Source organism: uncultured Campylobacter sp., assembly GCF_937997535.1.
Taxonomy (GTDB): Bacteria; Campylobacterota; Campylobacteria; order Campylobacterales; family Campylobacteraceae; genus Campylobacter_B.
Genome location: NZ_CALKTT010000015.1, coordinates 1 through 13506, shown reverse-complemented (window position 1 = coordinate 13506; position 13506 = coordinate 1). Strand labels below are relative to the sequence as shown.

Annotated in this window: 14 protein-coding genes; 9 read left to right on the top strand and 5 right to left on the bottom strand. The window is 45.7% G+C overall.

Features of this window, described 5'->3' with window-relative positions:
• Window positions 1–48: 48 nt before the first annotated feature.
• The 3 genes from ruvC to Q0117_RS01935 are packed head-to-tail and all read left to right on the top strand — an operon-like array spanning window position 49 to window position 1872.
• The gene (gene ruvC / locus Q0117_RS01945) at window positions 49–528 is read left to right on the top strand and encodes a crossover junction endodeoxyribonuclease RuvC (RefSeq protein ID WP_297921786.1); all 480 of its coding nucleotides are present in this window, start codon (window positions 49–51) and stop codon (window positions 526–528) included.
• A gap of 10 nt (window positions 529–538) precedes the next feature.
• Complete coding sequence (locus Q0117_RS01940; RefSeq protein ID WP_297921783.1) at window positions 539–1345, top strand: nitrilase-related carbon-nitrogen hydrolase; 807 nt, start codon at window positions 539–541, stop codon at window positions 1343–1345.
• Complete coding sequence (locus Q0117_RS01935; protein WP_297921781.1) at window positions 1345–1872, top strand: isochorismatase family cysteine hydrolase; 528 nt, start codon at window positions 1345–1347, stop codon at window positions 1870–1872. The genes Q0117_RS01940 and Q0117_RS01935 overlap by 1 nt, the downstream gene beginning before the upstream one ends.
• Window positions 1873–2028: 156 nt before the next feature.
• Here the strand turns inward: Q0117_RS01935 and nhaA are convergent, their stop codons facing one another.
• The 5 genes from nhaA to glmM form a co-directional block, all read right to left on the bottom strand.
• The gene (gene nhaA / locus Q0117_RS01930) at window positions 2029–3192 is read right to left on the bottom strand and encodes a Na+/H+ antiporter NhaA (protein WP_297921778.1); all 1164 of its coding nucleotides are present in this window, start codon (window positions 3190–3192) and stop codon (window positions 2029–2031) included.
• A gap of 64 nt (window positions 3193–3256) precedes the next feature.
• The gene (locus Q0117_RS01925) at window positions 3257–3697 is read right to left on the bottom strand and encodes a CopD family protein (protein ID WP_297896921.1); all 441 of its coding nucleotides are present in this window, start codon (window positions 3695–3697) and stop codon (window positions 3257–3259) included.
• A gap of 10 nt (window positions 3698–3707) precedes the next feature.
• A complete protein-coding gene (locus tag Q0117_RS01920; protein WP_297896924.1) occupies window positions 3708–4100 on the bottom strand; it encodes an SHOCT domain-containing protein in 393 nt (130 codons plus the stop codon).
• The gene (lspA, locus tag Q0117_RS01915) at window positions 4087–4548 is read right to left on the bottom strand and encodes a signal peptidase II (RefSeq protein ID WP_297896926.1); all 462 of its coding nucleotides are present in this window, start codon (window positions 4546–4548) and stop codon (window positions 4087–4089) included. The genes Q0117_RS01920 and lspA overlap by 14 nt, the downstream gene beginning before the upstream one ends.
• 98 nt (window positions 4549–4646) lie before the next feature.
• A complete protein-coding gene (glmM, locus tag Q0117_RS01910; protein WP_297921773.1) occupies window positions 4647–5987 on the bottom strand; it encodes a phosphoglucosamine mutase in 1341 nt (446 codons plus the stop codon).
• 92 nt (window positions 5988–6079) lie between these two features.
• Between glmM and Q0117_RS01905 the strand changes: the two genes are divergently transcribed.
• From Q0117_RS01905 to Q0117_RS01880, 6 genes are all read left to right on the top strand, one after another.
• Window positions 6080–6814, top strand: coding sequence for a cold shock domain-containing protein (locus Q0117_RS01905; protein ID WP_297921770.1), 735 nt, complete (start codon window positions 6080–6082; stop codon window positions 6812–6814).
• Between the two features lie 93 nt (window positions 6815–6907).
• Window positions 6908–7180 (top strand): 30S ribosomal protein S20, encoded by a 273-nt coding sequence (gene rpsT / locus Q0117_RS01900; protein WP_291938896.1) that lies wholly within the window; start codon window positions 6908–6910, stop codon window positions 7178–7180.
• A 24-nt stretch (window positions 7181–7204) separates the two neighbouring features.
• Complete coding sequence (gene prfA / locus Q0117_RS01895; RefSeq protein WP_297921766.1) at window positions 7205–8272, top strand: peptide chain release factor 1; 1068 nt, start codon at window positions 7205–7207, stop codon at window positions 8270–8272.
• Between the two features lie 405 nt (window positions 8273–8677).
• Window positions 8678–8833, top strand: a complete 156-nt coding sequence (locus tag Q0117_RS01890) for a hypothetical protein (protein WP_297921763.1) — start codon at window positions 8678–8680, stop codon at window positions 8831–8833.
• Between the two features lie 389 nt (window positions 8834–9222).
• A complete protein-coding gene (locus Q0117_RS01885) occupies window positions 9223–10068 on the top strand; it encodes a universal stress protein (protein ID WP_297921760.1) in 846 nt (281 codons plus the stop codon).
• A 298-nt stretch (window positions 10069–10366) separates the two neighbouring features.
• On the top strand, window positions 10367–12925 hold the full coding sequence (locus tag Q0117_RS01880) for a TonB-dependent siderophore receptor (protein WP_297921755.1): 2559 nt from the start codon (window positions 10367–10369) through the stop codon (window positions 12923–12925).
• Window positions 12926–13506: the final 581 nt, after the last annotated feature.

The following is a 13506-nucleotide window of genomic DNA, read 5'->3' as shown; positions in this document are numbered from 1 at the left end:
AAGTTTATTCACCGGTGATTAAACTGTGAATAAGTGTGAAAGGTGGTTATGAAAATTTTAGGAATCGATCCGGGAACTAGAAATTTAGGCTATGCGATTTTGGAAAAAGATGTGAATAAAATCGTTCTTATCGAGGCGGGATTAGTGAAAATGAAGGCCGAAAACGTGCAATTTCAAATGGCGCAGATGAGTGAGGCGATCGATCAAATTTTTAGCGCTCATAAGATCGATGAGGTCGCGATAGAATCGATGTTTTATGCCTATAATCCGCAATCTGTTTTAAAGCTCGCTCAATTTCGCGGCGCACTGGCTCTTAAAATTTTACAAATTTTTGGAAATTTTGCCGAATATACGCCGCTTCAGGTAAAAAAATCTGTCACCGGAAGGGCAAAGGCGGCGAAGGAACAGGTCGCCTTCATGGTAAAGCGAATTTTGGGGATTAATAAGGAGATTAAGCCGCTTGATATTACGGATGCTATAGCTATCGCGCTTACGCATGCAAATGTTATGCGCTTAGCGCCTAAATAGGAGGATTTATATGAAAATCGCTATTTTGCAAATGGACGTGAAAATGGCTCAAAATTTTGTAGATTGTGAGCAAAATTTTATCCGCGCGCGCGGGCTGATCGATCGCGCGTTAAAACGCGGCGCGGACATAGTGGTGTTGCCCGAGGCCTTTAACACGGGCTTTTGCGTGCGAAATTTCAAGCGCTTAGCCGACGCGGGAGCTGCACGAACGAAGGGATTTTTAAGCGAGATTTCGCAAAACTGCGGCGCTGTTTTAATAGGCGGATCGATAAGCTCCGAGCGAGATAAAATTTATAATTCCGCTTTCGTCTATCAAAACGGAGCCGAAATTTTACGCTACGACAAGATCCACGCTTTCTCGCTCGCTCGCGAAAATGAGATCGTAAGCGGCGGCGATAAGCTAGGCATTTGCGAGATAAAATTTCAAAATCGCGCGGTTAAAATCGGCGTTGCGGTCTGCTACGATCTGCGCTTTTGTGAAATTTTTCGCGCTTTAGCGCTTCGCGGCGCGCAGATAGTTTTTGTGATCGCGCAGTTTGCGCAAAGCCGCATAGAGCATTTTATCACGCTCGCTAAGGCCCGTGCGATCGAAAATCAAATTTTTATCTGCGCGGTAAACGGCTGCGGCGATACGGGGCAGGGCGAGAGTTTCGGCGGAAATTCCATGCTGATCGGTCCGGACGGCGAGATCGTCGCGCGCTTAGGCAAAAAAGAGGCCGTGAAGATTGCTCGAGCGGATTTAAATGAAATTTTAAAATTTCGTGCTAAAATGGATATTTTAAAAGATATGAAACCTGAAATTTATAAGGAGTTTTGATGAAAACTTTGGTATTTGTGATCGATATGCTAAACGGCTTCGTAAAATTCGGCGCGATGGCCGATCCCAGCATAGCAAAGATCGCTCCTGCGGTGCTTAAACAGATTGAGGCGGCCAAAAACGTGCATTTTATCTGCGACGCTCACGCCGAGCGTGATTTGGAGATGAAGCGCTATCCGATCCACTGTCTAGTTGGCTCACCCGAAGCGGAGGTGATCGAGGAACTCGCGCCCTACGTAAGCGAGCAAAACGTCACTTTTAAGCGCAGCACGAACGGCTTTCATAATTTGGATAAGAAAATTCTGGACGGCTTCGATCGCTTTGTGATTACGGGCTGTTGCACCGACATCTGCGTGATGCAGTTTGCGCTTAGCCTGCGCACCTATCTCAACGAAACTGGCGCTGATAAGGACGTCATCGTTCCGCGAGGTGCGGTAGCTACATACGATGCGCCGAACCATGAGCGCGGCTACTACGACGAATGTGCGCTAAGCTTAATGCAAAATGCGGGGATTTTACTGATTTAAGCTGTACTTAGATTAAACAGAATTTCAAGCTAAATTTTCTAGCTTATAAATTTTAAAATTTAGAGCCGCTCTTAAAATTTTGAAATTTTTTGAGCGGTAGAATTTTCAAATTTTGTGTTACTCGTAGAATTTTAAGACTCTAACCCTTTACGGATTTTAGCTTTGTTTTACCGCGACTGCTTTTGCGACGAAAAATCCAACTACCCCGGAAATTATCGAGCCTAAAAATACCGCGAGCTTGTCTGTGTAATGATACATATTGCTGCCGCCGTATGCGAGGCCATCGACGAAAAGTGCCATCGTAAAGCCGATACCACAGATGATTGCTACTGCGTAAAGCTGTGGCCAGCCCGCGTTTTCGGGCATGTAGGCGATTTTGGCTTTGATTAAGATCCAGCTAAAGGCAAAAATTCCGATCTGTTTACCAAAAAATAGCCCTAGCATGATACCCATCGGCACCGGGCCGAAAAGGAAGCTAGGACTAATGCCTGCTAGCGAGACGCCTGCGTTTGTAAAGGCAAAGATCGGCAAGATAAAGAAATTTACTGGGTAGGCTAGTCCGTGCTCCATATCCTTTAGCATAGAGCCCGAGCGGGTCTTAAGCGGGATGCAAAAGCCCGCAAGCACTCCTGCGATGGTCGCGTGGATGCCAGAGTTTAGTACCATCACCCACAGCACGACGGCTACGATGATAAACGGAAGCTTTTTATCAACGCCAAGTCTGCTCATCGCTAGCATTATTGCGACACAGGCAGCTGCGCCGCCTAGATAGATTGCGTTTATGGTAGAGGAATAAAACAAAGCGATGATTAAAATTGCACACAGATCGTCCATTATCGCAAGCGTCAAAACAAAAATTTTAAGGCTAGCCGGGATTTTTTTGCCCAAAAGTGCCATAACGCCCACGGCAAAGGCTATATCTGTCGCCGTAGGGATTGCCCAGCCCTTCATCGCGACGGCATCGCCCCAGTTAATGATCGAAAATATAATCGCAGGCATCATTACTCCGCCCAGAGCCGCGAAGCTAGGAAGTAAAATTTGAGAGAAATGGCGCAGCTGCCCTTCGATTTTTTCGCGCTTAAGCTCAAGTCCAATGGCAAAGAAAAATATCGCCATAAGCACGTCGTTTACTAAAAAATGCATCGATTCGTCAAGTTTCGCAGAACCCACACCTATGGTGAAGCTTAGATGTAAAAATGCCTCATAGTATTTAGATAAAAAGTCCACATTTTGAGCTATGATCGCAAAAACCGCGGATAGAAGTAATATAACGCCGGCGCTACTTTCGCTTGATAAAATTTTCTTAATGATATGTTGCACATGCTTCCTTTAAAATTTTGCTCTAATTTTATGCAAATTTTAATTAAATTTTTATCAAAACGGGTTAGTTGCTCGGTAAATTCGGCATTATTAGCATTGCATAAAGTATTATAAACATTATGATCGTAGGGCCTTCGTTGATCGCACGGAAGTATTTTCCGCTCCTGTGACACTCGTTTTTTTCAAATTTATACATATAATAATACAGCCACAAATGATAACAGATTAGCAAAACCCCGGCTAGTAATTTTATATGAAAATATCCCATTTTCATAAGCCCCGGATTTAAAACGATAAGCATCACGCCGCTAAAAACCGTCACCGCCATTGCTATCCAACCGATCGCGTGATACAGCATCCGCTCCATCTTTTTAACGACCTTTACGAAATCCGGCTTGTCTAAATTTTCAGCGTGATATACATACAAGCGCGGCATGTAAAACAGCATCGCCATCCATGAAATAAAGCCTGCAAAATGGATAAATTTAAACCAATAGTAACTCATTTTAGCCTCCTTAATCTCTCATTAAAATTTCTTTTCGCGCTTCGAATTCCTCTTTGGAAATCGCGCCTTTTTGATACAGCTCATAAAGCGCATTGACCTTTTTCAGACGCCCCTCGTAGTCGTCCTCCTCTGTCTCGCTTGCAAAAGCATTTAAATCTTCTACCCAAATTCCTACGAAAAATATGTCTAGCAAAATCCAAATTCCCCAAATCGCCCAAAACAAAAAGCCCACCAAAAACCATAGTGTAAAGCTCCCTAGCCAAAATAGCGCGATTTGAGCAAATCCGCTGATAAATTTACCGCAATAAATTCTATGCAGTCCGCCTCCGATCGGCATAGCTGCTATCCACGAAAACGCACCTAAAAACCAAAGCGCGTAAGCGATGTAATTATTTCTCTTCATTTTTCTCCTTTTTTGCGGCGCGTAAGCCCTGAAAAATAAAAATCACGACGGCTAGATCTATCATCACATCGGCGAAATTAAACACCGCAAACTCAAACCATTTATGCCACGCGACGTAATCGACCACGCCGCCGCGAATGAAGCGATCGAGCAGGTTCGAACAGCCTCCCGCGAGCATCAGCGCAAACGGCATCCAGTGCTCGTAAAAGAGCTTTTTATGACAAAATACATACGCTGCAAGCGCTGAGATCAGCGCGATCTGGATAAATTTTAAATTTTCACCCAAAAAGGCAAGCATCGAAAACGCAACGCCGCGATTAAGCGTAAGCTCTAGCGAAAAAAACTCCCCCTGCCACGAAAAGCCGTTTAAAAACAGAAGTTTGATCGCTTGATCGATTGCAAAGATCGCCGCGAAAAGCAGGATAAATTTAATACAGGTCTTAGCCATCTCGCAGCCTAAATTTAAATATGTAAAGCCTGCGTTTTTTGCCCGCGCTTTTCGTGTACAGCCGATAGCTTGTCGTGCTATAAAATTTTATCAAATCGCTACTCATTTAGGGCTTTGATGAAAAATTTTTCCACTTCGTCCATTCGCTTTTGCAGCAGTTTTTCGTTTTTGCCCTCGAGCAAGAGGCGGATAACGTTTTCGGTGCCGGAGTAGCGAAAGAGCGAGCGGGTTTTGTCCGCTTTAAGGCTTGCTTCAAGCTCCTTTAGCCCTTTTAATTTTTCAAGCGGTTTTTTATCCGCGATCTTTAAATTTTTTAAAATTTGAGGATACGGCTTAAGCATAGCCGAAAGTTCGCTCGCTTTTTTGTGCGTATCCAGCATGCAAGCGGCGAATTGCAGCGCGCTTGCGATGCCGTCGCCCGTTTTGGCGTAATCGCCAAAGATCACGTGCCCGCTCTGCTCGCCGCCGAAATTTGCGCCTAGTTCGTGCATCGTCTCAAGTACAAATTTATCGCCGACGTTGCAGCGATGAAGCGCGATGTCGTGTTTAGCTAAAAAATCCTCCAGCGCAGAATTACTCATCACTGTGGCTACCATTTTATTGCCTGCTAAGCGATTTTTTCCTTTCAAATAGACTGCTAAAATTCCAAGTAGCGCGTCGCCATGGATGATCTCGCCGTTTTCGTCCACGACCACGAGTCTGTCGGCGTCGCCATCAAAGGCAAAGCCAACGTCGGCGCGTAGGCGTCTTACCTCCCCGGCCAGACCTTGCGGGCTCAGCGCACCGCAGGCGTCGTTGATGTTTTTTCCGTTAGGTTCGTCGCCGATGACGATAGTTTCGGCTCCCAGCTCATTAAATACGGTAGGTGCGACCCTGTAGCTTGCCCCGTTTGCGCAATCAAGGACGACGCGAAGCCCGTGCAGGGTCTTTTGCTTTGGGAAGGAGTTTTTAATATGCACGATATATCTGCCGATGACGTCGTCTACGCGCTTTGCAGCGCCGATCTGCATCATTTTGGTGCGCGCTTCGGCGATGAGCTCGTCGTTAAAATAAATTTTTTCGATCTGCGCTTCCTCTTTTTCGTCGAGTTTAAAGCCTTCGCTGTTGAAAAATTTAATGCCGTTGTCATAGTATGGATTGTGGCTTGCGCTTATCATAATGCCCGCGTCGCAGCGCATATCCTCCGTAAGAAAGGCAATCGCAGGAGTAGGCATCGGTCCGATCTGGCGGACGTTGTAGCCCACCGAGGTAAGGCCCGCTACGATCGCGGTTTCTATCATATAGCCGCTTCTGCGGGTATCTTTGCCGACTAAGGTCATATTCGTAACGGAATTTTTCCTAAAGTAAATCCCCGCCGCCATCGCTACGCGCATCGCAAGCTCGGCGGTCAGAAATTCCCCTGCCTTGCCTCGTACGCCGTCCGTTCCGAAAAGTTTCATTATCAAATCCTCAATTCAAATAAATTTTTCTTATTCTAGCAAAAATTTTGTATAATTCTCATTTATCAAACAAATTTTTAAGGAGCCAGTGCTTGAGAGGAATCATCAAAACGCATCTCGATCAAAAACAATACGGTTTTATAAAAGGCGATGACGGCAAGGATTACTTTTTTCGTTATTCGTCGTTTGATGATACGGATAAAAGTAAAATATGTGAAAAACTTCTGGTAGATTTTGATCCAAAAGCAACGCCAAAAGGATATGTAGCCACAAAGATACAGGTGATAGGTAAAGGAGTTGTAGGTTATACATCACCTGATAAATTTCTCTGTAGTGCAACGGATAAATTTAGAGATTTTGAAATTCTTGAATTTTCGAAATGGATGGTAATGGGTAGCTCTAGGAATCCTAACGAAGCGAAAGAAGATATGATTAATCGAGCTAAAATGATTGGAGCAAACGCACTTGTAAAAGTAGAATACTTTCGATCCACAGGGGAAGAAACGAGCGACAGCGGAATAGGAACGCATTATTTTACTATACACAATTGTAAGGCAATAGCGGTTAATATAGGCAAAAAAGTAGTTGATGGCGATATTATTGATGATTTTATTTGTATTGATAAAAAAGCCACTTATTTAAAAAGTAAGCTTGTTGCACAAACAAAAAAGGCTAAATTGTATAGGTTGCTATTTTGGATAGTAGTATTATGCATGTCTTTAAGTTTGTATGCGTCTAGTAAAGGAATATTCGCAATTATACTCATCGTTATAGCTTTTAAATTTAGCCATGCTACGGATTATGACTGGTGGCTAGTAAAAATTTAAAAGTGAGCTACTTTTAAATACTACTTAAATTAAGCATCGATTAAATATTTTTTACGTATAATCGCAGGTTCAAATTTAACCGAAAGGGACATTATGGCAAATCACAAATCCGCCGAAAAACGCGCGAGACAAACCATAAAAAGAACGGAGCGAAATAGATTTTATCGCACCAGAGTAAAAAATATCACAAAAGCCGTAAGAGAGGCGGTCGAGAGCAAGGATCTAGACGCAGCGACCCAGGCTCTAAAAACGGCTAACGAAAGCTTTCACAGCTTCGTAAGCAGGGGCTTTTTGAAAAAACAGACCGCGAGCAGAAAAGTAAGCCGCCTAGCCAAACTCGTAAATTCTTTAAAAACCGCCGCGTAAGCGCTCCTTACGCATAAAATTTAAATGCTAGCCGATAAACTAAAGCCTTTTTTGGATCGCTACGACGAGCTTTCGCGCATGCTTAGCGATCCCGCAGTTACCGCAGATATCGCTAATATGACGGCATTATCTAAGGAGCAGCGCAGTATCGAGCCGATCAAAGAGGCGGCTAGCGAGTATCTTAAAATTTTAAATCAGATCGAAGAAAACAAAGCCCTGCTAAGCGATGCCGATCTCGGCGAGCTAGCCAAAGAGGAGCTTAAAAACTTAGAGACGCAAAAGCCGCAGCTCGAAGAAAAAATCAAAATTTTACTGCTTCCAAAAGACCCCAACGACGATAAGAATATCTTTTTAGAGATCCGCGCCGGTACGGGCGGCGACGAAGCGGCGCTGTTTGCGGGCGACCTACTCGGCGCGTATCTGCGCTACGCCGATCTTCGCGGCTATAAATGCGAGATCGTAAGCACTAGCGAAGGCAGCGTCGGCGGCTACAAAGAAGCGATCTTGCTCGTAAAGGGCGCGGGAGCGTATTCACGGCTGAAATTTGAAGGCGGCACTCACCGCGTGCAGCGCGTCCCCGAAACGGAGAGCCAGGGCAGGGTGCATACCTCTGCAATCACCGTCGCCGTCATGCCCGAGATCGAGGATAGCGAGATACAGATCAACCCAAACGACCTTCGCATCGACGTTATGCGCAGTTCCGGACACGGCGGACAGTCCGTAAATACCACCGACAGCGCCGTCCGCATCACTCACATCCCGACCGGCTTAGTCGTTACCAACCAAGACGGCAAGGATCAGCACAAAAACAAAGAGGCGGCGATGAAGGTGCTGAAGGCGCGCCTTTACGATATGCAGGAGCAGGAGCGGCTCGAAAAGGAGCGCAAAGATCGCAAGGATCAGGTGGGCACCGGCGACCGCTCGGGACGCATCCGCACCTACAACTATCCGCAAAACCGCATCAGCGACCACCGCATAAATTTAACGCTCTACCGCCTGGACGCGATCATGGCGGACGGTTTGTTTGACGAGATCATTGATCCACTTATCGCGCACTCTCAAGCCGAAGCGATCGCAAACGCGGGCTATTAAGCCTTTTAAAATTTTAATTTCAATCCCTATATTTTCAAAATTTTGCTGCGATTATGCTGCAAAATTTACTTAAATTTAGCCGCGAGCTTTCGGGGCAATGTATTTAATGGCTTTCGCCTCGGCAAATTTCACTTAAATTTCGTCGCAGTCGCGCCGCTTTAAATTCCGCCTAAATTCTATCGCCGTGCCGCCTGGCGTTTTAAATTTCTCTATTTTTAAAATGCACGCTGCAAACGCCGCTTTAAAATTTTACGCAGACGCGAGTGGGCGAGGAGTCGCTGCGATAAATTTAAAGTCAAATTTTATTTCTAGCCATTTTTTAATTCGTTTCTTATTCTTAATATACTAAAATCCCGCTCCGTTTCATTTGCAAATTTTGAAACGTATTTCTAAAAAGGAAAATCAATGAGCGAAAGAAATTTACAAATTTTAGGTTGGGCGGGCACATGCCTGTCGGTCATCATGTACGTGTCCTACGTGCCGAACATAATGGCAAATTTAGACGGCAACAAAGTCCCGTTTCTCCAGCCGCTTGCAGCTGCGATAAACTGCACGATATGAGTCAGCTACGGTCTTTTAAAGCCTAAAAAGGACTATCCGCTCGCCGCGGCGAATTTCCCGGGGATCGTCTTTGGGCTGCTAACTGCAATAACGGCGCTTTAACCGCGCCTTTAGCGGCTTGATAAATTTCAAAATCGCCTGCGCCCGCACCTTGCCTGCTGCGTCCGTAACGCTTTTTAGCCGCCTACTACGTACTGTAACTGCTAGCTCGCTGCCGCACCCGAGCTAGCTTATAGCAAGCGCGCCCGCCTCACAAATCCATTACAACGCGGCTTTGAAATTTTGCAAAATCGCCCGCGCCGCATTCAAATCCGCCGAATTTAAATAACTTTTATACAAAATTTGATAAGCTTATTTTGATTAAAATTTTATCTTTAAAAGGACGAAAAATGAAAAAGGTCATCACTTGCGTCGATCAAAATGCGCTTGCCCCAGCGGTTAGAGATTACGGAATTTATGTCGCTAAAACCTTGGGTGCCGAGCTCGTGTTTATTCACGTGGTTGAAATCCCGGAGCTTGGCGAGAATTTTTATGGGCTAGCCGCAGGCGGGATCGTCCTAGGAGAGAATGATATCCTTGCAAATAGCTACGGAAGTCCCACACTAGGCGGCGTGGATGCAGAAAAGGACCACGAAGAAGCCGAAGCGATGCTGGATGAATATATCTGCGCCGCGACTACTGCGGGCGTAAAGGCGAGTAAGATCATTAAAGATGGCGATTTTATCGACGTTATCGCGGAGTATAAGGACGAAGCTGAAATTTTTGTACTCGGTATCAAGGGCTCAAATAACGAGGACGTAGGCTTTAATGCAAGCGTGCTGATAAAGGAGCTTCACGTGCCGTCGCTGCTCGTGAATAAGGAATTTTCACCTATTAACTCCGTGCTCATTGCGTTTGACGGCACTGACGCGGCGAAACGCACGCTTGAGTTTATAAAGAGCTCAAAGCTTCTTGCGAGCGCACATAAGCATGTCTTGCACATCAATCTCGATGCCATAGAGGGCGAGCGGATGCTTAATCTGGCGCGCGAAATTTTAGGCACTCAAAACGCCACTTTCAAATGCATCCAAGCGGAAGTGCCCGCCGATGAGATCATCAAATATCGCCGCGCCAATGAGCTCGATCTGATCGCTACCGGCGCCTTTACGAAGGGCTTTTTCAAAAAGCTCTTTTTAGGCAGCGTCTCCGAGGATATCTTACACAATGCGCTTGTACCGGTGCTAGTGCTATCGTAATCGCAAGACCAAACGCCGATAAACGCTAAATTCCGTCGCTTACGTTATTTTAAAGCGGCGGAATTTTAGAATTTTAAATTTTTCAATCCTTCGTTTTTCAAATTCATATACTTTTTAAAATTTATATAAATTTTGCTTAAAAATTCGTCAATATATCTTATCAAATTCCGTTAAATTAGTAATTGTATATAAAATTTTATGATTTAGTTTATTAAAAATTTTATTATTATTTAAGAAGAATTGTAAGATAATCCCGCCAATAAATTGATATAGATTATAAAATCTAAAAAGGATTTTTATGAAAAAGGGTAAAATTTTGCTCTCTTTTGCGCTACTTTGCTCGCCGTTTTGGCTTACTTCGGCACAAAATAGTGGCGCTTCTCAAAACTCGTCCGCCGCAAGTTCTGCCTCTAAAATTTCGTCATCGCAAAGCTCGCGCGCAAGCGCTGTATCGCAGAGCTCTGCGCCGCCCGTTTCAAATTTAGCCCCTAATAGTGTGGCGACGCAAAGCTCTGTGCAAAAGCCTGGAAGTCGCCCTACCACTGTAAATTCCGCGCCGCAGGGCAACGCCGTCGTAAGCCCCGCCACTAAAGACATTGCACAAAATTCCGCGCCGCAAAGCGGTAGCGCGGCAAATTCTATGCTGCAGGGTTTGGACGACGATAATCTCGGCACCATAAACGTCACGGGCAAGGCCGATCTATTGACAACCGAAGGCACCGGTATGTATACGACCGATAATATGAACACCGCCACCGGTCTTGATCTAAGCATTCGCCAGACGCCCCAAACCGTCTCCGTCGTACCCGATCAGCTCATAAAGGATTTGAGCCTTACAAAGGTCGATGACGCGCTAAATTACGTACCGGGTATTACCGCTACTAGCAGATTCGGTATGAGTTTACCGATTTCAAGGGGATTTAACATCGATAATATCCAAGAAGACGGCATGCAATCCACGACTGCGCTTGCGGCGCAGGGGCTTTACGGGCAGTCTAAGGAGCACACCGATCTTGCATTTTATGACCGCGTCGAGGTCTTGCGCGGCGTAGCGGGTCTTACGCAGAGCAACGGCGAGCCCGGCGGAACTATAAATTTAGTAAGAAAGCGTCCTCAAAAGGAGCTCGGAGCGAATTTATCGCTAAGTGCGGGCAGTTATGATTATTATCGCGGCAGCGTGGACGTGACGGGCGGCTTAAACGAAAGCGGCTCGCTCCGAGGACGGCTCATCGGCGTAAGCGGCAAGGAGGGCTCCTTTAGAGATTTGCAAAATACCGAACGCGGCGCGGCATCGGCGATGGTGGGAGCTGATCTCGGAGATTTTAGCGAAATTTTAGCCGGCGTGATCTATCAAAAGACAAGAAGCGTTTACGATCCTTTCGGTATCCCCGTAGTGGATAAGGACGGCAACGCGTTAAATTTAAGCAAAAGAACGACCTTTATATCGGATTGGAGCAGGTCGGTTTATGAAAAATATAATACGTTTTTGGAGCTAAATCATAAATTTAGCGATAATATCAAGGCTTACGCCAAACTAAACTATACTCACAGCGAGAGCTTGTTGAAATTCGGCGGCTGGCACGGAGTGGGCAGGGATCCTGCGAGCAGATACATAGGCTATGACAGATACGATAACGGCAGCAAGGAGCTAAGCTTTCAGGTAGGTAGCGATATCGGCTATGAGCTGTTTGGGCAAAGCCATGATTTTTTCATAAACGCTACTGCGTCGAAGGAGAGATTTACGCAGCACGATAGAGATGTTTACGGCGGTGCGGCAGGGCTAACGTATGAAAGCTTTAATAAGGGTCTCATAAATAATGAGCCTAATTGGAATGATACGACCGCGCTATGCGCGCTTGGAACCCGCTGCTACAATCTTTACTACACGACTAAAATTTATCAGCAGATGGTTGCGATGGGCACGAGATATAATTTTAACGATGATTGGCATCTGCTCGTAGGCGGCAGATATTCAAGGCTAAAGCGAGAAAGCGCTACGGATAACTATCGCACGGGCCGCCACAGCGAAGACGATATCGTTAAAAAACACAAGATCACGCCTTACGTAGGGCTTACGTGGGATTTTTCGAGAGATCATTCGCTATATGCGAGCTATGCCGAAATTTATAAACCTCAAACCGCTAGGGATAGAAACGAAAAAATTCTAGAGCCGATCGTAGGCTATAACGCCGAAGTGGGCGTGAAGTCGGAATTTTTCGACGGCGCGCTAAATACGACCGTGGCTTTCTTTCAGATCATGCAGGAAAATAGAGCCGTCACCGACTACGATTATTACGACGCTACGGGTCTAAGCAGATCGGTAGCTAGCGGCAAAGTCAGATCCAGAGGCTTTGACATAGAAGCAAACGGTGCAATTACCGACGAGTGGAAAGTATTCGGAGGCTACACCTACAATAAAAGCGAGTATATGAAGGACGAGAGGCGTTTTGCGGCGCTAAGCAACGTCGATTACCGTAAGGGTGCCAATGCCAAGCCTTGGATCCCTAAGCGTATGTTTAAGCTCTACAGCAGCTACGAAATTCCGCTCGTAGCGCAGCAAAAGATCACTTTGGGCGCCGGATTTCGCTATCAGAGCAAGACCGACAACCAATATACCAGGCGCAGTATCTCGACGGGCGCTTATTACCCCGCTAACGACATCCCCGTACAGGGCGGCTGCACGATATGGGACGCCAACGCTGCGTATGAATACAATGAGCATTTTAGTTTAAATTTATCGGTAAAAAACATAACCGACAAGCGCTACTTTATCAATCAAAATAACAGAGTAGCGGGACAAAACAACTACTACGGCGAGCCGCGGAATTTTATGCTGACGTTTAATTATAAATATTAAGGCGCCGTTTTGCTCAAAGTCTGCCCGCGCCTTGCTTTGGGCGGGATGCATAAAATTTGCGAGTAAGTCGTATTCGCAAATCTTTATGCTCTCAGATCGCGCGGGTTAGTGTCAATGCGAGCGCAGCGGGGCTTGCATGAAGGTATGAGTTGATCGGCGCTCATTAAGCTTGAGCAATCCGGTGCGCCGAAGTCTGCAGACAGGTTTTGCGCGAATAATGCTGCGCAGTTAAATTTTGCATTCGTTCGCGCGGATTTTGTACTTGCAAAGCTGCGAGTGGAGCGAGTACGCAAAGGCGCGTGAGCTAAATTTATCGCAATCCGCGCATGGCGAGGCGGGTAAAATTTGAACGAAGCCGCGGGATTAAAATTTAACTCGCGATTTGGTCGATTAGAGATTGATTAGCGCGAGCGATCGCGGGCAGGGGCGATAAATTTAATTTCGCGAAATTCCAAGTGAATTAAACGCACAGACTTGCGAGCATAAAATTCGCTCGCGAGTCTGCGGGATCAAATTTAATCCCGCGATTTCGCTGTAACCGGCGCTAAATTTTAAAATTTAAAGAGAAAATTTGAAAACGC